Here is a 19,946-nt window from a genome sequence, read left to right as displayed (position 1 = left end):
TAGACATACTCCAGAACAGGTAATCTGCTTCTCTGTATTCTCCGGTGTAACTTGGCCTATACAGGGCGGTCTCACTGCCTGAGAACACGCCCTCAGTTATTACTATCGGTCGCTGGTTGATCGACACACATCAATGAACGAATCGCGACGATTCACACGCCGACAGGTCATCTCACTCGCCACTTCCGGCACGACAGTTGCCATGGCGGGCTGTCTGTCCTCGCTAGACACAGGGTCAAACACACACAATTCTGGAGATTCGCACCATGAATCGGCATCAAGTGGCGGTAACATATCCTCGAACGATCACGACACGACCGGGGCTCAGCACTCCGAGAAGAATGGTGATGGTCACGGTCACGGCGGCGGTATTAGTCGTGCAACGAAAAACGCGACCGTCCAGATGCTGACAACAGGAGGAATAACAGAGGCGTTTACTGGGCAGGCAGATCCCGTCTCATTTGTGATGGAGAATCGAAACCACTTCGAGCCGCATATCGTCCACATCGCCGTTGGTGGGACCGTCACATGGGTAAACAAATCCGGTCGACATGGCGTTGCGGCCTACCATCCACGCAACGATCGGCAACGCCGCATTCCCAACGAGGCATCCTCCTGGAGCAGTGGCCCACTTACGGGCGACGAGTCCTTCTCACACACATTCGACATCGAAGGGGTTTATGATTACTACTGCCCTCCGCATGAGGGGTTGGGGATGATCGGAAGTATCGTCGTCGGGAATCCCTCCATCAGGGATCAACCGGGACTCACACCACCAGTGAACCTGCCGACATCGAAAGCAAGCGCAAAACTCGAGGAACTCAACAAACGAACGAGAACGGCACTCACGTCTGGGACGGATGGTAATGATGACGAACATGGTCATGGATCTGGAACAGATGGAGGTGCCGAACATGGCAATAGAACGGAAACAGATACTAGCAGCAACCATGGACATGAAACGAAAACAACTACTAAAACAGAAAATAGTAGTGAACAGGGCCATGGGACGGAAGAAGGCGGGCACGGTCACGGGGGCGAGTAACGATGTCACAGGTTATTGATCGCTCAGTTCCTTCCATCGACACACTCAATCTTGGTCACACGTTCGCTATCGTGCTTGCTGTGATCACCGGGTTCATTCATCTCTATCTCGGGCTTGGGTTTGGCGGACCAAAGCTCATTCTCGCTGGTGTTGGGTTTCTCGCAGGCAGTGGACTCTTTCTAGCTGGTGTCAAGCGGCGCTGGCTCTATGGGTTGGCTATCCCGTACACGATTATACAACTGCTCCTCTGGGTTGAGATGGGTCAACCGTTCATACGGTTCGGGCTTGTGGACAAATTTGTGCAAATCCTATTCATCCTGCTCTGTGGCTATCTCCTCATCACGGATCGCTCTTGATCCACGTGAGATATGTGACCGGTCGCAGATGGTGAGCGTTGTCAACAACTTGAACCACCCTTAAAACTGTGCGAAGAGCGAATAAAGGATGACGAGCAGTCCAAATGCGACGATGATCGATTGAATCATTCCGGCTGTAAAAAGCGGCCAGTTCATGATGTCGTACAATACGCCCTCTAGAATCGATCCAATACTGATGAGTGTAAAACCACACGCTACGTAGAGCAATTCAGCTCGGTTATTGCGTCTGTAGCCCCGATACCCCTGCGCGGCGATAAGTCCGCCGAGGATGATGACGACGACCTTCGCGATGATGAGTCCCACGTGCATTACCGATCCTCTCCCCGCATTTCGCCCCAGATGCGTGTGATCCGATCAGCAGCGTCCTCATGCCGCGTCACATGGACCTCAAAGTCACCACCATCAAGGGTAATATCAATGTGATCGAGGTTTGCCTCGTACACTGTGTAATGATTACCATTCTCATCGATCTTGAGTTGTTCGGTGAGCAGATCATGATCAAGCAGGTCGTCGACACGGCGATAAATCGTCGCCCGAGACGCATCGCATGTTTCGGTTAGCATACTGGCAGACATTGGTTGGCGGTTTGTGGTACACAAAATGGTTTGTACGTGCGTATCACCAAGGAGAGTGAGCAACGCTCCGTTCGAGGACCCATCTCCACTCACGATTTCCTATAAATTCTCCGGCATATGGCCGTACGTGCAACCTCACTCATTAATACCTGCTCCATAGTGTATTTAGTGTGTCGTCGTCTCTTTGATAGTGGATACTAGCAATAATTACGTGGTACACTGATGCGGCCGTTCTGTTCCTCATATCCCACAGTCGGCGAGACGATAACAGGGGTTGGTACTTATGCGTTATCGAACGAAGACGTAGTTGTTATCTTTCTTCCCTGCCGGGACTATATGACTTAAAAACTACCCACGAAAATATATGATTGGTTCGGCTATGTAATCGATTCCGTCTCGATCGGCCATCAAACTCACACACAAACAGCGATCGAGAGATATTGTCTGGGTCGCATCTGGGGAAGCTATCGAGGTTCAACCCATAGCCGAGACCATATCTCGACAGGCGTTAGCACATTCTCGGAGGTACTCCTCGCAGACCTGACAGTGATTCATGTCGTGCTGGGCGCACTCGTCGGCGCACTCTTCGGACGCATCAGCACACAGTTCAGCGGTCCGCGTGTGAAACGCCGATTCACGCGAACAGAAGCGTGCACACTGCGTCGCAAGATCGACGACATCCCGACAGAGTCGGAGACAGCGGGTCATCTCCTCGCCTTCCCCGGCGCACTGATCGGCACACTATTCACAGGCTTGGGCAGCTTCAAGACAGCTGTCTATACATCGGTCCATCTCACTGGTCAGATGATCGATCTCTTCAAGCGCCATTACACCTTCAAAATCATTCGGGTTTTGCAATATTATTGCGCTTGAACTCGCAAGGGAGACACACAACAATCGGTCAGGTCTAGTGAAAACACTGATGGGTTCACTCAGCACAGAGAGCGTCCCTGAAGGAGGAGGAAGAACGGAGGGTACGCTCATCACGGACTTCGTGAGCATCAACGGCTGGCTCGGTCTCTGGCTGGTAGCACTCTTGTTCGTTGTCGGGAGCAGCAGTATCTTGCTCCGGAACGACGTACTCGTCGATGCCATTACCTCCGCCTTCCTAGCTACAACGGGAACGTTGGTGACGTCGGTGCTGACAACCGTACATTTCAGATGTGGACTCAGCTACCCGCTGGACCTCATTCCGGTGGCGCACCATCATCACTACTCCAGTACATAACAGACGAATACTCGATTCAGACCAATGCTACTCCAATACCTGCTCATAAACGTGTTCCAAAGTCCAGTCGTGCCGAGATGGCTGATTGACATCGGGTTGCAACTCGAACACGCTTTCGCGCCGGTCAGGGCAGTCCTCAGACCGATTCTGTCGAATCCGATCGTTTTTGGACTCTGGATACTGTTGGTGCTTTTGTCGGTGAGCGTCCTCTGGTGGGACATCAGAAAGCGTAATCAAGTACTCCCCTCGATGATGAAGTTCGTCTGGACGCTCACCGTACTGTACTCCGGACCGTTCGGACTCGCAATCTACTGGTATTCAGGCCGGACACAGATCAGCCGTGATTCGTTCTGGCGACGCGGGTTCCGTTCGGATTCGCACTGTTACTCAGGGTGTGGTGCGGGCGAGATCGTCGGTATCACGCTCGCACAGGGAATCCTTGCGCTCAGTACGCTCTGGGTAGTGCTGATCACCTTCGGCTTTGCGTACCTCTTTGGCTATGCGCTCAACATCGGCCCGCTCATGCAAGAAGGCGAAAGCTTCCGAGAGGCCGCCAAAGACGCGCTCCTCAGCGAGACACCGAGCATCACGATCATGGAGATCGCGGCGATCGGTACGGACCTGCTGCTGGCAGCGACTGTCGGGATGGGAAGTATACTGTTCTGGATGGCGCTGGCGTTTTCGCTGTCTATTGGGTTCATTGTCGCCTATCCGGTCAACGCCGGGCTGATCACCCTTGGAGTGAAAGAGGGGATGATGAATCCGAAGGAGATGGGTTGAAGGCGGGCTACAGCTCTTCTAACAAAACTCGCATATTGCATGAACGTGCCCGTCTCAATCGAGCCATTATTCGAGCGAAATCTCGGTCAGTACATCCTGAGACTATCGAAGTTCAGAGCTGACCGATATAGGGATTCTTCCAATCTCGTCTTCGATTTCAGACGTTTTGAGAGAGTCGGCTTGCTGTTCGCTCATCCATCCACGTACGTCTGAACTAGTTGCTGTGTGAGTGCAGTTATGATCGAAAATATCTCACTGCTGTTATCGGAGGAATCCAAGCAGTTCGTAGTCGTGATCGGGTGTGTACCGACGGAAGAGGAGACTGTTGGTGAGCACCGATACGCTCGAAAATGCCATTGCCGCTGCCGCGAGCACTGGCTGGAGCAATCCCAACGACGCTAGGGGAATCATCGCTGTATTGTATCCAAGTGCCCAGAAGAGGTTCTGTGTGATCTTCTGGAGCGTGCCATCAGAGATACGAATGGCTTTCACGACATCGAGTGGATCGTCACGCATCAGGGTGACGTCTGCGGCTTCGATCGCGACGTCGGTCCCCGAACCGATCGCTGTGCCCACATACGCCGTCGCGAGTGCGGGCGCGTCATTGACGCCGTCACCAACCATCATCGCTCTCCTGCCTTCTGACTGTATATCGTCAACACCATCGGCCTTGTCCTCGGGGAGGACTTCTGCACGGACATTCTCGGGATCGATCCCGACTTGCTCGGCAACTGCGCGCGCCGTGCGCTCGTTGTCGCCGGTGATCATATGAACCTCGACGCCACGCCCGTGCAGCGCCGCCACGGCTTCTTTAGCGCTCTCTTTTACCGTGTCAGCGTCGGCCACGAGACCGATCAGTTCCCCTTCGAACGCGACGAGCATCGCGGTCTTTCCCTCGTTCTCTAGTCGTTCCAGCTCATCTTCGGCGGACGCGGGATCAATGTCGTTGTCGCGCATGAGTTTGCGGTTACCGACGAATACTTCGCCGTCGTCGACCGTTGCGCGGACTCCGTGTCCTGGGACGTTCTCGAAGTGAGTGGGATCGGTCACATCAATCCCACGCTCGGTGGCACCATCAACGATCGCCTGCGCGAGTGGATGCTCGCTCCCAGATTCGGCACTCGCCGCGATCCGGAGGACGGTCTTCTCGTCGAATTCCCGCTCCTTATCTCCTCCGGACTGCTCTTTGAGCGCCTGTGCGCCGCCGTCGGTCGCCGTCTTCGAGCCACCGCCGTCAGTAGCGGTGCGAGTTCCGTTGAGGGGAACGACATCGGTTAGTTCCATTTCGCCTTCAGTGAGCGTGCCGGTCTTGTCGAACACGACCGTATCGACATCCTTCGCCCGTTCGAGGATATCGCCACCCTTGAAGAGGACGCCATTTTTTGCCCCGATTGAGGTGCCAACCATCGTCGCCGCCGGCGTTGCGAGTCCCAACGCACACGGACAGGCGATCAGTACCGCGCTTGCGAAGACGACGACTGCGAATTCGAAGACTGAGACAGTGCCGCCAGCGACTGCTGGTCCACCTTCGACGAGTCCCCACAGCGGGAGTGCGCCGACGAATCCGGCGAGTGCTTCGGGGAATAGATACCAGACGAGTCCCCACAATAGCGCGTTCACGATCACTAGCGGGACGAAGTACGCCGAGATACGGTCGGCGAGGTTTTGAATCTCGGGTTGGCGGCTCTGTGCTTCTTTCACCGTCTGGACGATCTGCTGGAGGGCGGTGTCCTCGCCAACCTTCGTCGCTTCAGCGATCAACACCCCGTTCTGGTTAACTGTCGCGCCGACGACCTCATCGCCCTCGCTCTTCTCGACCGGGACTGATTCCCCCGTAACCATTGACTCGTCGACCGCACTCTGTCCGTCAACCACTACACCATCCGTAGGAATCTTCTCTCCCGGACGAATTTTCATCCGGTCACCGACTGTAACCTCGTCGAGTGGAATTTCCTGTTCGGTGCCGTCTTCGTCGACAATGGTCGCCGTATCGGCCTCCATTTCGAGGAGTTGTTGAAGCGCCTCACTGGCCTGTCCTTTCGAACGGGCTTCGAGATAGTTCCCGAGCGTGATGAACACGAGGATCAACGCAGCGGTGTCGAAGTACATCCCGCCTGCGATCAACCCCAACAGAACCGCGACCGAGTAGAGGTAGGCGGTGGACGAGCCGAGCGCAATCAACACGTCCATATTCGCCGTCCGGTTTTTGACCAGCGCTTTGTAGGAATTTTTGTAGAACGGCCAACCGAGCACCACCTGCACGGGGGTTGCGAGCAGGAATTCAACCCAGCCAAACTCCATCCCAAAGATGGTCTCCGGAAGCGCCCCGCCACCGAGCAGGAATTTTTCGACGAGGAACGCGAGCAGTGGAAGCGAGAGTGCCGCACCGAACACGGTGAGTCGCAGCTGCCGGCGAATCTCCTCAGTCCGTGCAGCGTCACGACGGTCCTGTTCGGAGTCATCACCGCCTTCATCGCGCACAGGCGAATAGCCAGCGGTCTCAATCGCATTGTACAACTGCTCGCGTGTAACCTCCGCAGGGTTGTACTCAACGGTTGCCTCGTCTATCGCGTAGTTGACCTCCGCCGAGATAACCCCCGAAACGTCCGTGAGTGCTGTTTCGTTCGTCTCCGCGCAGTTCGAACACGTCATATCGGTAATTCCGATCGACACCGTGGCACGCAACGCGTTGTATCCAGCGTCCCCGATCGCTGTGTAGATCTCTGCGAGCGATGTTTCTTCAGGATCGTATTCGATCCTCCCTTCATCGGTTGCAAAATTAATGTTCGCTTCATTCACCCCATCGAGAGATTCGACGGTCTGCGTTATCGTCTGGGAACAGTTCGCACAACTCATGCCCTGAATATCGAGCTGTGCCGTTCGTGGTTGCATCACTCGTATCTACGGGATCCTTCTTCAATGGCTTTTTCCTTACGATATCTCGGCTATGGGACGGATGAACTTATGATTCAAAAGTCAAACCAGACAATCCGTTTAACTCGTTGCACCCTCATTCAGCCGTTCGTATTGTGCTTCGAAGCGAGCTTCACACGATGGACAACAGAACTGATAGAGGTTATCGCCGATTCGAGTAGCAATCCCCTCGCTCGTCACCGTGTTTCCGCACTCTGCACACATTAGCGCGAACTCAGTTCCATCGATGCTGGGCGTCCACTCAACCCCCGTCAGGAGCGTCACATCATAGTTGGCCACGCTTGTCATATCGAGTGTTCCTGAAAGCCACGTCGGGACATCGCCGTCGACAACACGTGCATAACAGAGGAGGTCGTTTGCTGCGGTCGTAAAGATATACTCAACTGCATCAGCTGCAAGGAGCGTCTCACGAACATCACCTCGCTCGTCCGATTCTAGTTCGAGTGTCAGGAGAACGGGAACACCCTCATGGAGCTGTGATCGATCGACATCGAGCGTAAACCGTTGGATGATACCCACTTCCTGAAGTCGGGAAACCCGATCCGAAACAGCTGGTGCGGAGAGATCAACTATCTCGGCGATCTCACGCCATGGACGACGTGCATCGCTCATTAGCAATTCAAGGATTTCGAGGTCAGTTTCGTCGAGATCGCGCATACAGAGTCCAATGTGGGTGGCGAATAAATGTGTTTGCGGATATTTGCTTTGGAATCATATTGACGGTTATTCACCCGTAGAACCGAAGTGAAAACCAACATAAAACAGGCAGGTGTAGTATCACTTGTATGACGATGACCATTACCGTCAACGGAATGAGCTGTGGCCACTGCGAACAAACCGTCGAAGATGCCCTCCGTGGCGTCGCCGAAGTCTCGGACGCTCACGCAGACCGGGAGACGGAAACCGCCACAGTTGAGGGAGAACCCGATATTGCTGTCCTCGTTCAAGCGGTTGAAGACGCGGGCTATACCGCCCGCACATAGTCCTGATCAGCTATTACGGACAGAGATCCTCGAGATCGATTGAGAAAATGCTATTGAGAGAACATTAGAGAATTTCTCCACCGTTAGTTGACCTTCTCTACCAATGCTTACATCGAACGAAAACGAGAGAAACCGTCAGCCAAGTACGGTTTGCGAAGTATAGAGTGTGGATCTCGAAGCCTCAAGGCAGGAATTTAGTCTGCCGGTTCTACGTCTTTACCGTGTCCCTCCATCACTGGTTCGGTTCGGTGGAGATAGTAGAGCACACCGAACACAATCGTTGCGAGGATGTTCAACACGGCCTTGTAGTCGAGTTCGATGGACATTTCCGTGATTATGGCGGATGATCGTGGCGGAATCAAGCCGATACCAAAGAACAGGAAGTGGATGATAACCCCCGTGAGGACAGCCACAATGAAAATCATCCCCGAGAGGACAGCAGCGAACGTATCACCATAGTACTCGCGGTAGCCCTGCACGATCGGCGGAACGATGAGGTCGGCGTAGATGTACGCGAGAACACTTCCGAATGGAAGGCCGTTCGCCCACAGGATAGCTGCAAACGGGACGTTCCCGACCGAACACACGAATGTGATCACGCCAATGACTGCACCGAGAGCAGCCGTCCAAATGACGTACACGGGCAGACCAAACGTTGGACCCGAGAATACCGAGGTCCACACCTGTTCGGGGATAAAACCGGCAATGAGACCGGCGAAGATGAATCCGATGGTGATTTCGTCCCAGAGCATTCCCCACTCCTTCCATTGCTTGTCAGCGAGTGCTTGCCAACCGGACAGTGAGGTGGCTTGCTCATAGATACTCGTGTTCGCTTCCTCCGGATCGAAGCTCTCCAGACAACTCTGCGAGCAGAAGTGATACGTCTGCCCGCTGTATTCGAGTGAGTGCTCCGTCTCCTCGGGATCGATGTCCATTCCACAGACGGGATCCTGAACGGTCCCTTCATTCTCGTCGTTGACGTTCTGTCGGGCCGTCTCGATGAGATCAGTTGGCACGACGTACGCAAAGCCAAGCGCCATCAACACAATGAGGATGAACCCACCGACAAAGTCGGCGAGGAGGAATTGCCAGCCGAGCAGGATCCAGATGACTGCACCGATTTCGATAACGAGATTTGTCGACGCGAACATGAACGCTCCGAGCGTTGCCGCTGCGGAGCCACCTTTCTTGAAGAGGTTTTTCGCTGTGGCGATAGCGCTATAGGAACACGAGGATGAAACGAATCCAAACAGGGACGCATAACCAATGTCACGCGGGCCGTGTCCCTCAAAGAACTCCGAAATCGCTTCGCTTGATGTCCACGCTTCGACGCCACCAGCGATAGCGAAGCCGACGACAAGCGCCCACCACGTGATCCACGCCATCGTGACCGTCGTCTGGGCGGCTGAAACGGTACTCTCGACAAAGAATTGCGCCAGAGGTTTCGATGTCGTCACTGCGCCGATGCCAATTGTTGTAAGAGCGACGACCACCAAGAATGCGTATTCTTTCCGGTCCATAGTCCCTCCGTGGATGAAACATACGCCTCCAATCCTTATTGAGGTTGTGACTAGGAGATCGGACGTTTGATCGCCGCGTTGATTAGTGATCGAAAGTGCTGTCCGTCACACTTCTGCGTATGTTTCTCTGAAGATACCGTCTCTTACTGTTCAGAAACAGCGCTTCGAGGGAAATTCAGTTCGGGAGTGCGTTCTCGCTCCTATTTTGGTTCTCAAAGAAAAAGCGCAATAGGTGAAAACACTGTACTAACGGTATGCCCAAGAGCAGTGTCTCTTCACTCGTGCGACACTCTTTTGCACGATTCGATTCCAGCAGCAGTCCGCTTCCACAGCCGATCGCTCGTGTCTCTGAATACGGTCTTTATGCACTGTTCACAGGATGTGTGTTGATGGGAATTGCATTCCTGACTAACCCTATTCCGGATCCATCGTTTCCATGGGCAACGTTGCCAGCATCGTTTCGAGTGTCGTACACACAACCGCGGATCGAACACTGGCCAGTTACATACTCAGTCGGATTGTGGATGATTGTCTTTACCCTCCCACTCCTGCTGTTATATGCATATCAGCGATACGGGCCTGTCTCTCGATGTGCGGCGAGTTGGTGGCTTACGGGAGTTCCGGTAGCAACCATGATGGTGTTCACGACATACTGCCGGTTTTTCTGGCCGAAGCTCTACCCTGCAACCTGGAACGCACCCTCGTATACGCTAGTGTGCTGGGCGTACTGTTCGTCATATATCCCATTTTGGAATGATCTGGCATACGCTGTTGTGATCGTCGGTATTGGAGCGGTCGCTCTTGCCTACCGAGACTCGCCGTGGACGACGTGCGGATTGGCCATATGGGGTATCTTGGCATTTCCGCTTGGCATTCCGGCGCTTTATGATGCTTATCGACGTATACAACGGTAAAACAAACGACTACGACCTGAAAGTCGCTAGCAGTGCTCAGAGCAACTGGTTCCAACAGACGACGGATACTTAGAATCCATGGTTAGATAATTCTCTATCAGTAATTTGATGTGACATACGGAGGACCCTGCTTAGTGCTACAGTTCCGTACCACGTTCAACGGTAAAATGAAACTATGATTATCATGTTTCACTTGGAGGCCGTGGTGATGAAACGCTGGCTCTAACATGTGTTCCTTCTCACTCACATGAACCAACTCAACGAGCTGGTTCTTGATGCAGAGTCCACCAAAAATTGAACTTGTGGGCTCTAGTCTTAGCGGGAGTGACAGCCAGGTTGTTGATCTTAGACTTACAGTTACTGTGGACAGTGAGACGATCCCGATCTCACGCCACTGAGAAGATGATTTGCTAGCCAAAATATGACTCAACTGGTCACAGATCCATATCAGTGAAGGATATCAGGTGAATTATCCATCGGTGTTGTGAGGGTTACTGGATTAATAAATGGGAGGAAGTCTATTGTATTCTGCGTAGAACCCTACTGTAGGCAGCTACGCTCTCTGCAATATCAGCCGTATATCTGTCGCTGGCTTTGGTCGTTACAGATGTATGGCTGTAATCCCTTGAAAGAGCACGATCCAAATGAAATTTGCTTACTATCGTATTACGAATAGTGATAGAGGCTCAGAAAAGCGTCCAATTCCAGCAGAAGAACTGCTGATACTGATGATATCAGAGTTTTCGTTTCGAAAGTAGGACTTATAAAAACCCTATTCCTCATGATGATCTGGATTCACTGCCACGCGACCATAGTGGAGACGTGCAATGGCCATCTTTGTAGCTGGTCTCCCACGAAGTACTCGTGGCGAAACGTGCTACCATAGGGTGGTAGACTTTACTCTGATTGGCGGAGTTCTTCTTGCCGTTGTTCGAATTTGTCTTGGGAGAGTTGTGAATCCGGTCTCTTCGTTCTCTTCGAATAACAAGCATCATTCCTTAGTTCCGTTTCAGAGGACTGTGCTCCAACTCGCCGGGCTTGGAATGTTTCTCATCTTCCTCGGGTTGTCCAGTGATTCCCGTGAATGTCACATCAACTAACATCAAGATATACGACTCAATACCATTATGACATACATATGAAATATTAGTTATAAAAACGCCAATAACGGAGGGGCACGTTCGGCAAGCTATGGACAACTCCGTAAGGAAAGCTGAGACTAACTCATCCCGTGGCACAACAATGCCTCGTCGTCGATTTTGCCAACTCGCATCGATTTCTGCAATTGGAGCCCTTGCTGGCTGTGCATCTAATTCAGGGTCTCCCTCCTTAACGGAGGCGAAACCACTACTCGAAACGAGTACGTTGATGAAGACTCCATCGTGTACCTGCTGCCAATACTACGCAGATGCTCTGACTCAACGTGATATAACTCTCAACATCAAATCAGTCAGAGATTTGTTACAGATTAAAAAGCAGAAAGGAATTCCACAGAAGCTCCACTCGTGCCACACAATCCTCACAGAACAATATGTGATCGAGGGGCATGTACCATTCGAAGCACTCAACAAGCTTGCGACGGAACAGCCAGACATCAAAGGGATCGCACTTCCTGGAATGCCAGCAGGCTCGGTAGGGATGGGTGGAACAAAGCAGGAGAAGTTTACAGTAGTTTCCTTCATTGATAGTGGCAAATCAAAAATATTTATCCGAGTTTGATGATACGGTACTGTTGGATTGATCTACGCATGGACGGACATTGTGATGGTTGTATTGAATCGGCTGATCGGTCGGATCAATCGACCACACGCTCTCGTCACTCTCCTCTACGACTAAGGCTTAGTAAACAGCGAGAGGTTCGTGCAGACGTTACTGTCGATTCAAGATATGCTTGAGGCTGAGAACTAATTGGAGCTCGATTCGGTTGCACCAGGAGGAGTGTTATAGATCAGTTCGCCTCGATCTCGTGGAAGATTCCGAGAAGTGTTCGTCAAGTAACGATCGGATGCACCCCGGCCTGCTCGACGAGTTCGAGTGGCTCTCGATTCCAATGACAGCCGAGTCGTTTCGCATGCGCGTCTTCCCGAATATCCTGGAAACGACCAACCAACCGATTGCTACTCCGCCCGTGTTCTAATAAGAGTATTCGGCCATCTTTCCGACAGACTCGGTTCATCTCTTCGAGCGCGGCGATAGGGTCGGGGAACGTACAGGGCGTCAGTGTCGAAACGACTGTCGAAACTCTTCTCGGGAAACGCAAGCAGTTCCGCATCCATGAGTTGAATATTAATATCCGACGCCACTGTCTTAGTGCGTTGTTCGGCGATCTCCACCATCGCCGGGCTCAGGTTAACAGCAGTAACTGCACACCCCTGCAGATAATAGGGAAAATTCGCATCCGTGCCACAGGCAACCTCCAGCACCTCACCCGACGCTCGCTGCAGCAGCCGCTGTCTGAGTTTCCGGAGACCTAACAACTCCTGTACACGCTCCATCGTGTTGTATGTGCTGGCGAAGTCGTTGTACTTGCGTTTGATCTCCTTGGTCGTGTATTTAGTTGTCATACGATAGCGTACCCAAGTGACGTGGATAACGCTGGCGCAAGGTATCTCTGCCAGTTAATAACAGCGTGCCTTGGAATCTTCGGTGTCACTTCCAATGGTGAGGATTCAAGTCACCTTCAGCGAGGGTAGAGAGAATTCGGGCCTCGATTTTTCGGAGGTGTTCGCAAGCTGTGCTTGCTGCGCATCCAACAGCGTCAGAGACATCGTCTGCAGTTCCTCAACGAGGAACGTCGTAGTATCCTGCATCAACTGCCGCGGTGAGGACTTCACGCTGCCGCTCAGTAAGTGTTGAAACTATGCCTAGAGCCACTGGCGAATACTCCTCCACTCGCTTTATCGAGGCCCGACGACGAACCTCTTCAGGAAGTGCGTTGAACCCGTGTTGGAGCCCCGATTCGCGACCGATACTCTCGATCGTGATACCACTCATTTCATCGACGATAACAGGGAATCTGATCATCAACCGATAGTCGTTGAAGAGCTGAAGGAGTTCCTGTGTCTGTTTGGACGGACGATAATGTTGATGGATATGATACAGATCATCCTGTGCCTCACCCTGTTCATACGCGAACTGGTCTGTGCTGGTCTCCATTATGGTCAAACTCTCATCGGATGATGCGCGTACGAGCGCTAACTCAGCAGTGTTCCGTCGGGTAGTAGTTGTACATTGAGGAGATGGTCGTCAGTAACTGCCCCACCGAAAGCAACGATGTCGTGCGGAACGGTCATACAGAGATACTTCATTACTGATGACGGAGTGTTGCTAGTACTAAGTTGTATAGAGCGGGCACTGGCCCATTCTACGAGCGTCAGACAATAGCCACTGATCTCAAAAGCGCCCTCAGACATATAGACGAAGCGAGAACATGTGATCGTTCTAGCTCAGTTGCCAGTATCATGATCGTTCCGGACACAACTATCCCACAAAACAGTCAGGGTTCCGTACGGAATCTCAATATCGAGCAGTTCGACATTGAGGAGATACGCTGTTCAGGATATGCGAATCGATTAGCATCGAACTGGTGGAGGAATGAGTATGAGGATAGTAGATCTCACATTCGACAAGCGCGACGATGAACATTCACACGCTTTTACTAAGTATAGTGATCATACCGCCATCAACATGATTGTTCAGGAACAAGACAAGGGGACTAGATGGAGATACTATGAACAGAACCAATTGTATTTAGGTAGTGGCAATGATTGTAGTAGTGCTGGAACATCACAGTGCCTCGTGTACGATGGACACCGAAGTATTCCTCTGTTTACGACGTTTAAGACCAACGCCAGCTATCAAGGCATGGAGCATACCAAAGGGCGGGACACAGCACACCCATCAGATACTATATAAATAAATCGATGTCGAACTTATCACTACGAACACGCTACGAAAGTGCCGTAGTGAAAGACAGGCTTGGAACGCCATTCATAGACACTTCCACTCTTGAATCGCTAACGCACCCATACAGCACCCCTAGGACACGCTTCAGCACAGAGTTGTGTGACAGTGTGTATCCTATTGCTGACACGGATGGATAGACTTCTCGTTCTACAATCTGGCCGCATTTAATAGCGCTAACAAATGGTTTGATATCATAAATATGATCATGATGGATCGATTAGTATAATAACTTTTTAATCCATATACCGTGTTGCCTAGTCCAGAATTGGATGTTTTATATTATCAACGAATTCCACAATGAGCGATGTGGCCCCTCTTGTGCCGTTGCTTGATGGCGTATATGAACGAATTAACACATCTCCAACACTTGTTGACTTCGTTCAGCACATGAATATTAATCTGATTCTCCACGATGCAGACAACGAGCGCTTCGCGGTCCTCACGTACGACGCAGCTCCAATCGTTCGTGCGCTGTTCTGCTGCGAACTCGCTGGGCTCTCCTGGAATGGTCTGTATGAGTATCTCTCAACTGATGGACGAGCCATCCGATTGGGCTTCGATCCCGCAAAGTTTTGCCCGTACAACACAGCACCGATCCGCCAAATACTCACCGCTGCATGGGAGACGGAACTCTCGGATGACGCGAAACGAGCTATTCTCGCGGTGAGTGAGCGACTCGTCGATATCGCTCACGAAAACGACAATGCGCTTGATTTTCGACAACCGCGGCACGTCGAGGAGAACGATTCGGATCTCCGGGAGCGGCAGGTCGGCGACTTCTCAGACGATCAGATCCGACAGACAATTCGCCTCGCCCGCGACACGATGTTCGGTGCGTTCGACTCTGGCCGAGCAGCGAACGTGATCTATCCCGACAGCCGGTTTGACGAACTCCAAGCGCTGATGTCGCTGTTCGAATGTGGAACACCTCAGGGCCAGTCCCGAATGGCGAACTTCTTCGGGAATGAATACACCCCACACACGGTGATACGCATCTCCGAGCGATCCAACAGTACTCGGAAGCGACGATTCAAGCTGGCTTCGACCAGTCGATCGAGAATCTCCTGGAGCAGTGAACCAGTTCCAGATCCTCCAGCCCCCAGTCACGGCCGCGATCGATATCACGACATGGCCCTACCATGCCGAGAGCGATCTCCCATCCGAAGTGAGTGGAACGAAACGATCTGACGAGATGGCGTACAAGTTTGCCACGCTCTCGCTGGTTGGCAAGAGTATGCCCATCGTCTTGGCATATGCTCCGGTCATTGAAAGCTCCGAGTGGGACGACAATCCACCCCACCGATATCATCGAACCGTTAGACGGCTGGTTCGGCACGCGCAGGAATTCGTGACGATCGATCTCGTCCTCGCTGACCGTGGGTTTGAATCAATGCACGTCTACCAGACGTTGGATAATCTTGGCGTTCGGTACCTCCTGCCGAAGATCGAGCGTTCTCCTGAATTGGAACGTATCGACCGGATGGGCAGGATGGTGAAGACGTCGCGGTTGAACGCGCAAATATCTCGGTCGAGACGGGCTCGCACGAGATCACGGACTATACGCCAGTCCTCACAGCTGGCGAGTTGGCTGACTGGATTACGATTCATCTTCAACTCAACGCTGGCTGAACGCACTGTGCTACCGTGATGAGAGCGTCGCACGGAGCAACTGCTCTCATCACTACCCACGAATATCGACGACAGTACTGCGGTCCACACAGATTTCCAGTCACATGCTCGATGCGGATTGTGCGAAGGAATATTTTCATATATAATAATGAATTAAAACCGAGGGCGTCCATGTTTCGTTTACACTCCGAAGTCAGGTTCCCCCAACTTCGGAGGATGATTTCCTGGAAACGGCTTTGTCTCGATGTGATCGAAGTGGAATTTGTACCATCGCGCCACGAGAAGGCTTCTATCAGCATGCTACTCGATCCACACTACTATGACGAGAATTTCTAGGCAGCGTGATCTACTCGGTGGCTCGGTTAGCAAGCGGTACAAGCGGCTTCTCGCCAGCTTTGACCTTCGCGCGTTCGAGCCACCACTGATCACTGTTGAATGGGATGTCGTAGTTCGCTTCGGCCCGTGTGAGGATGCTCTGGACTGCAGAATCGGGAATCTCGAAGAACGCGGCGGTCGCATGCTTCTCGCGACCCTTGCGCACTTCGCGGATGAAGGTCTAGGCGCGAACATACTCAGTGGGAATCTGCTGGAGAAAGCCGTCCTCGACGGTGTAGCCGAACGGTGGTCGGCCAACACGCTTCCCGTCGGCGACGGCGTCGATACCCTCCTGGACCCGTGAACGGATCATTTTGCGCTCAGCGTCGGCAAACACCATCATCATATTCAACATCATCTCGGCCATCCAGTCGTCCTCACCGACGATTCCAATCAGCTGATTCACAAGATCGATATCGATACCCTTTACACGGGGATTCTCGCCGAAGCCGGCAAGATCGGCGCACTCTTGATGTCGCTGTCGACAGTCATCGTCGCCATCAATGCTCAGTTTCTCCGCCGAGTCGACCTCGATCTGCCGGAGTTCTCATGCGTATCCGCACCGCGAGAGGCACAACCTGCCGACTGATGGAGATCAGGTCCTCCTTTTTACAGAAACAGAAGGCGAGTGCCTAGCGTGCCCCAAGCCAGTTCATTTGACGTACTGCACAACACGGGCCATCCCCGCTTCGAGGTGATAGAGGTTATGACAGTGGAACAGCCAGCTTCCGGGGTTGTCGGCGACGAAATCAAACGTCACCTGTCCCATGTGTCCCGGGACGACGACGGTGTCTTTGACCGCGTTCTTGACTTGGAAGAAGTGCCCATGGAGGTGCATCGGATGGATGACCGGGCTTCGGTTCGTCATGCTAACCCGGACGTGCTCTCCTTCCCGAATGTGGAGTGAGTCCGCGTCGGGATACGCTTGCCCATCGATCAACCATTCGCCCGACTGGCCACCTGCCGAGAGCGTCAGGTCGAACGTTCGATCCGGATTACCATCAATACCGTCGAGCGGTGAGACGGCAACGAGGTCATCGTACGAGAGCTGGCTTCCACTCTTCGATGGAGCCGTTGGAGTGGCTGACGTACTCCCATCGTACGCGATGATAGCTTTCGCTGGCGGTTCGTTCCCGTCGACGGCGGTCGCACGCATCTCCCACGTTCCTGGGTTCGTAGCCTCGACGATCGCGTCGTATCGCTCACCTGATCCGAAGCTGAACGAATTAGCAGTCACCGGTTCGACCGGACGACCGTCGGCATGCGTGATGGTCATCGGGTGTCCCCCTAGTTGCACCCGAAAGAGTGTCGCACTGCTCGCATTGATGAACCGGAAGCGGATACGCTCTCCTTCCTGAACGTCGAACCGCTGCGGATCGGCCGGCAGGTGGCCGTTGATAAGAAGACCAGCATATGGAGGTCGCCTCCCACCCATCATACCACCCCTGCCCCCAGGACCACCGCCACCCATTGGCCCGCCACCAGAACCGCCACTGGAGAGTGGCTGCGGTGCTCTGTCGAGGAAATCGTCGACGACGACCGTGTACTCCCGGTCGTACTCGACGTGGGGGTCGGACTCCTCGATTATCAGCGGTGCGAGCAGCCCGCGATCGAGTTGGAGGCCGACGTGACTGTGGAAAAAGTACGTGCCCGGTGGCTCGGCCCGGAACGTGTACGTGAATGAACGCCCGGGATCGACCGGCTGCTGTGTGACGTTTGGAACACCGTCCATCGCGTTCGCCACGGGGATGCCGTGCCAGTGAATCGTTGTTCCTTCTGGGAGTTCGTTCGTCACCGTGGCTTCGAAGACATTTCCTTCAGCTACTCGAATCTCTGGCCCCGGAAATGCACCGTTATAGAGCCAGTTCTCGGTGGATTCCTTCTGGCTTAGCTGAACCGTTCTGGATGCAGCTCGCAACGTCGCTGTCGCGTCAGCTGGCCCAGATGGAGCCGGACGTGGCGTTGCAGTCGGATCGGTGCTGTCTGGACCGTCGAACAGAGAACACCCTGCAAGCGCACTGACACCGATCCCACTCACTAACTGAAGGAACCGGCGCCGTGCGAGTGACGATTGTTCAGTCACAACGAATCAATAATTCGTTCGAACCGATCAGAGACATCCCCAGCAGTAGCGTCGAGTTCCGTTTCGAGACCTTCATATGCCTGCTGTGGGTTGTGCGCACCGAGGATTCGGTACTGCCTGAACGCTGTATCGAGTTTCGTTGCGAGCGTTGCCTGCATGTCGATATCACAGAGAACCCCGAATTTTCCGTCTTCGAGAGCGCTCATCGTCCGCTTGACGACATCGTCGAACGATCCGTCGATCTGTTTTTGCAGTGTGTATCCCATACTGGAGAACAATTCTCAAGTGCTAATGACTGTTGTGCGTGTGATTGCTGGCAGCGAATATTCAATCGATAGTCTACGTTCCGATGGACAACAGGTTGTCCGTCCTGCTCTCTCGTATGTCAAGGTTTGTAAGAAAAGCTGGTAAACCAGCGGCAGTCATGGGTTTTCTATGCAATCTGTCCTCGTTAACGGCGTTCTTGAGTCGTTGCGGATCGGCATCGGGTTCTTATGGACAGCTGCGTGGGCAACTATTGCAAGACTTATCATCACGAGTCTCGTGCAAGTCTGCGTCTCGAAAGAGTGGATGACACGTGTTCTGGAGGATCGGATCCGAGTGGACTCATCTCCATCGCCTCATGGCCCTGCTCGTCCGTCTGACGCTCCCTGAGAATATCTTCGAACAGGTTCGATCAAGCCGGAAGAACGGCCTCTGGCCCGTTCCTTGATCTCCTGCCAGACGATGAACGCCAGATTCTCGAATCAGTCCTTTCCTCACCTGAAATCACACAGATCGGACTGTGAGATCGTCCGGACTCCTCGAAGAGCGAAGTAAGTCAGACAGTTAGCGCCCTCAAGAAGCACAGCCTACTGTACTGCGAACAGCAGGGCCGGACGTATCGCACCTATCCAAGTGACGAGTTGCAGCAGAATCTTGAACACCACCTTAACTTTTCAAATCACGACTATGAACACCAATTATTTTGGTTTGCAAGCCGTTGAGGGTGGGGATCTGCTTATAAGCACGTTATTCATGACCCAATCCGATCGAGGAAGCCGATGGAATAGCTTTTCTGCTGGTTTTCGTTGAGCACCGATTTCACCAAAGCCATGCCTGCAGTAGTAGCCACAATTCAGTAAAGTGACCCCGCCGATAGTATTAGGGTACAATGGAACTCTCAGAGACGCTGTCCGAGATTGATCACTTGGATACCGACGAACGCGAATGTATCGAGAACTGTGTACGGGCAGTCGAGGTATGTGAGTGGTGTGCCGACGAGTGTCTCGGCGACGAGGGTATGGAAAAGTGTGCCCGCCTCTGTCGCGACGTTGCAGACGTCGCCTCGCTGAACGCTCGGTTCATGGCTCGTGATTCCAACTACAGTACCCAACTGGCGGAAGTGTGTGCGGGTGTGAGCGAGGAGTGTTCTGAGGAATGCGAACGGCACGACGACGACCATTGCCAACTCTGCGCCGATGTTCTGGAAGATTGCGTGGAGAGCTGTCGTAATATGGTCGCATAACGCGGGTCGTTCACGGAGGCGAACTGATCC

Annotated in this window: 17 protein-coding genes and 3 pseudogenes; 9 read left to right on the top strand and 11 right to left on the bottom strand. The window is 53.0% G+C overall.

All coding sequences use genetic code 11. The features are described from left to right. Positions 1–133: 133 nt before the first annotated feature. Both EIK79_RS00600 and EIK79_RS00595 read left to right on the top strand, forming a co-directional pair. Positions 134–1,045: a cupredoxin domain-containing protein gene (locus tag EIK79_RS00600; protein WP_124953212.1), complete on the top strand. Its 912-nt coding sequence runs from the start codon at positions 134–136 to the stop codon at positions 1,043–1,045. Positions 1,046–1,047: 2 nt separating this feature from the next. Continuing rightward, on the top strand, positions 1,048–1,401 hold the full coding sequence (locus tag EIK79_RS00595) for a DUF7475 family protein (RefSeq protein WP_124953211.1): 354 nt from the start codon (positions 1,048–1,050) through the stop codon (positions 1,399–1,401). Positions 1,402–1,461: 60 nt separating this feature from the next. Here EIK79_RS00595 and EIK79_RS00590 read toward each other — a convergent pair whose 3' ends face one another. The 3 genes and pseudogenes from EIK79_RS00590 to EIK79_RS18610 form a co-directional block, all read right to left on the bottom strand. Further along, entirely contained in the window at positions 1,462–1,731 is a 270-nt protein-coding gene (locus EIK79_RS00590) for a DUF7521 family protein (protein ID WP_124953210.1), read from the bottom strand. Beyond that, entirely contained in the window at positions 1,731–1,985 is a 255-nt protein-coding gene (locus tag EIK79_RS00585; RefSeq protein WP_233737818.1) for an ArsR family transcriptional regulator, read from the bottom strand. The genes EIK79_RS00590 and EIK79_RS00585 overlap by 1 nt, the downstream gene beginning before the upstream one ends. Positions 1,986–2,471: 486 nt before the next feature. Further along, positions 2,472–2,825 (bottom strand): annotated as a pseudogene (locus EIK79_RS18610) (four-helix bundle copper-binding protein). A gap of 94 nt (positions 2,826–2,919) precedes the next feature. Between EIK79_RS18610 and EIK79_RS00575 the strand changes: the two are divergent. After that, on the top strand, positions 2,920–3,225 hold the full coding sequence (locus EIK79_RS00575) for a hypothetical protein (RefSeq protein WP_124953208.1): 306 nt from the start codon (positions 2,920–2,922) through the stop codon (positions 3,223–3,225). A gap of 24 nt (positions 3,226–3,249) precedes the next feature. Next, positions 3,250–4,005 (top strand): DUF4396 domain-containing protein, encoded by a 756-nt coding sequence (locus tag EIK79_RS00570; RefSeq protein ID WP_124953207.1) that lies wholly within the window; start codon positions 3,250–3,252, stop codon positions 4,003–4,005. Between the two features lie 261 nt (positions 4,006–4,266). Here the strand turns inward: EIK79_RS00570 and EIK79_RS00565 are convergent, their stop codons facing one another. Then, on the bottom strand, positions 4,267–6,897 hold the full coding sequence (locus EIK79_RS00565) for a heavy metal translocating P-type ATPase (RefSeq protein WP_124953206.1): 2,631 nt from the start codon (positions 6,895–6,897) through the stop codon (positions 4,267–4,269). Positions 6,898–6,999: 102 nt separating this feature from the next. Beyond that, complete coding sequence (locus EIK79_RS00560; RefSeq protein ID WP_124953205.1) at positions 7,000–7,596, bottom strand: AsnC family transcriptional regulator; 597 nt, start codon at positions 7,594–7,596, stop codon at positions 7,000–7,002. A gap of 128 nt (positions 7,597–7,724) precedes the next feature. On the opposite strand from EIK79_RS00560, the gene EIK79_RS00555 reads away from it, so the two are divergent. Next, positions 7,725–7,922: a heavy-metal-associated domain-containing protein gene (locus tag EIK79_RS00555; RefSeq protein ID WP_124953204.1), complete on the top strand. Its 198-nt coding sequence runs from the start codon at positions 7,725–7,727 to the stop codon at positions 7,920–7,922. A gap of 194 nt (positions 7,923–8,116) precedes the next feature. Here the strand turns inward: EIK79_RS00555 and EIK79_RS00550 are convergent, their stop codons facing one another. After that, the gene (locus EIK79_RS00550) at positions 8,117–9,442 is read right to left on the bottom strand and encodes a permease (RefSeq protein ID WP_124953203.1); all 1,326 of its coding nucleotides are present in this window, start codon (positions 9,440–9,442) and stop codon (positions 8,117–8,119) included. A gap of 2,282 nt (positions 9,443–11,724) precedes the next feature. Between EIK79_RS00550 and EIK79_RS00540 the strand changes: the two genes are divergently transcribed. After that, the gene (locus EIK79_RS00540; protein WP_185715454.1) at positions 11,725–12,075 is read left to right on the top strand and encodes a DUF411 domain-containing protein; all 351 of its coding nucleotides are present in this window, start codon (positions 11,725–11,727) and stop codon (positions 12,073–12,075) included. Positions 12,076–12,473: 398 nt separating this feature from the next. On the opposite strand, the gene EIK79_RS00530 is transcribed toward EIK79_RS00540, so the two are convergent. Beyond that, complete coding sequence (locus tag EIK79_RS00530) at positions 12,474–12,920, bottom strand: class I SAM-dependent methyltransferase (RefSeq protein ID WP_124953199.1); 447 nt, start codon at positions 12,918–12,920, stop codon at positions 12,474–12,476. Positions 12,921–13,137: 217 nt separating this feature from the next. After that, positions 13,138–13,512: a helix-turn-helix domain-containing protein gene (locus EIK79_RS00525; RefSeq protein ID WP_233737817.1), complete on the bottom strand. Its 375-nt coding sequence runs from the start codon at positions 13,510–13,512 to the stop codon at positions 13,138–13,140. Positions 13,513–14,709: 1,197 nt separating this feature from the next. Here EIK79_RS00525 and EIK79_RS00520 point away from each other — a divergent pair. Beyond that, entirely contained in the window at positions 14,710–15,510 is an 801-nt protein-coding gene (locus EIK79_RS00520) for a hypothetical protein (RefSeq protein ID WP_124953198.1), read from the top strand. A gap of 787 nt (positions 15,511–16,297) precedes the next feature. Here EIK79_RS00520 and EIK79_RS00515 read toward each other — a convergent pair. The 3 genes and pseudogenes from EIK79_RS00515 to EIK79_RS00505 form a co-directional block, all read right to left on the bottom strand. Continuing rightward, positions 16,298–16,789, bottom strand: a pseudogene (locus EIK79_RS00515) (recombinase family protein); the annotation flags it as partial. A 189-nt stretch (positions 16,790–16,978) separates the two neighbouring features. Then, positions 16,979–18,409, bottom strand: coding sequence for a multicopper oxidase family protein (locus EIK79_RS00510; RefSeq protein ID WP_124953197.1), 1,431 nt, complete (start codon positions 18,407–18,409; stop codon positions 16,979–16,981). After that, a complete protein-coding gene (locus EIK79_RS00505) occupies positions 18,406–18,675 on the bottom strand; it encodes a DUF302 domain-containing protein (RefSeq protein ID WP_124953196.1) in 270 nt (89 codons plus the stop codon). The genes EIK79_RS00510 and EIK79_RS00505 overlap by 4 nt, the downstream gene beginning before the upstream one ends. Positions 18,676–18,844: 169 nt before the next feature. Between EIK79_RS00505 and EIK79_RS19150 the strand changes: the two are divergent. Then, a pseudogene (locus EIK79_RS19150) lies at positions 18,845–18,994 on the top strand (permease); the annotation flags it as partial. 568 nt (positions 18,995–19,562) lie between these two features. Then, positions 19,563–19,916 (top strand): four-helix bundle copper-binding protein, encoded by a 354-nt coding sequence (locus tag EIK79_RS18605; protein ID WP_124953195.1) that lies wholly within the window; start codon positions 19,563–19,565, stop codon positions 19,914–19,916. Positions 19,917–19,946: the final 30 nt, after the last annotated feature.

This window comes from Halocatena pleomorpha (genome assembly GCF_003862495.1).
In the GTDB taxonomy this organism is placed as follows: Archaea; Halobacteriota; Halobacteria; order Halobacteriales; family Haloarculaceae; genus Halocatena; species Halocatena pleomorpha.
This window is presented reverse-complemented; position numbering and strand designations above follow the sequence as displayed.

What these genes read in the sequence shown, in the direction of transcription:
- EIK79_RS00600 (WP_124953212.1), top strand. Translation starts at nt 134, where the DNA reads ATGAACGAATCGCGACGATTCACACGCCGACAGGTCATCTCACTCGCC.
- EIK79_RS00595 (WP_124953211.1), top strand. Translation starts at nt 1,048, where the DNA reads ATGTCACAGGTTATTGATCGCTCAGTTCCTTCCATCGACACACTCAAT.
- EIK79_RS00590 (WP_124953210.1), bottom strand. Translation starts at nt 1,731, where the DNA reads ATGCACGTGGGACTCATCATCGCGAAGGTCGTCGTCATCATCCTCGGC.
- EIK79_RS00585 (WP_233737818.1), bottom strand. Translation starts at nt 1,985, where the DNA reads ATGCTAACCGAAACATGCGATGCGTCTCGGGCGACGATTTATCGCCGT.
- EIK79_RS00575 (WP_124953208.1), top strand. Translation starts at nt 2,920, where the DNA reads ATGGGTTCACTCAGCACAGAGAGCGTCCCTGAAGGAGGAGGAAGAACG.
- EIK79_RS00570 (WP_124953207.1), top strand. Translation starts at nt 3,250, where the DNA reads ATGCTACTCCAATACCTGCTCATAAACGTGTTCCAAAGTCCAGTCGTG.
- EIK79_RS00565 (WP_124953206.1), bottom strand. Translation starts at nt 6,897, where the DNA reads ATGCAACCACGAACGGCACAGCTCGATATTCAGGGCATGAGTTGTGCG.
- EIK79_RS00560 (WP_124953205.1), bottom strand. Translation starts at nt 7,596, where the DNA reads ATGCGCGATCTCGACGAAACTGACCTCGAAATCCTTGAATTGCTAATG.
- EIK79_RS00555 (WP_124953204.1), top strand. Translation starts at nt 7,725, where the DNA reads ATGACGATGACCATTACCGTCAACGGAATGAGCTGTGGCCACTGCGAA.
- EIK79_RS00550 (WP_124953203.1), bottom strand. Translation starts at nt 9,442, where the DNA reads ATGGACCGGAAAGAATACGCATTCTTGGTGGTCGTCGCTCTTACAACA.
- EIK79_RS00540 (WP_185715454.1), top strand. Translation starts at nt 11,725, where the DNA reads ATGAAGACTCCATCGTGTACCTGCTGCCAATACTACGCAGATGCTCTG.
- EIK79_RS00530 (WP_124953199.1), bottom strand. Translation starts at nt 12,920, where the DNA reads ATGACAACTAAATACACGACCAAGGAGATCAAACGCAAGTACAACGAC.
- EIK79_RS00525 (WP_233737817.1), bottom strand. Translation starts at nt 13,512, where the DNA reads ATGGAGACCAGCACAGACCAGTTCGCGTATGAACAGGGTGAGGCACAG.
- EIK79_RS00520 (WP_124953198.1), top strand. Translation starts at nt 14,710, where the DNA reads ATGAATATTAATCTGATTCTCCACGATGCAGACAACGAGCGCTTCGCG.
- EIK79_RS00505 (WP_124953196.1), bottom strand. Translation starts at nt 18,675, where the DNA reads ATGGGATACACACTGCAAAAACAGATCGACGGATCGTTCGACGATGTC.
- EIK79_RS18605 (WP_124953195.1), top strand. Translation starts at nt 19,563, where the DNA reads ATGGAACTCTCAGAGACGCTGTCCGAGATTGATCACTTGGATACCGAC.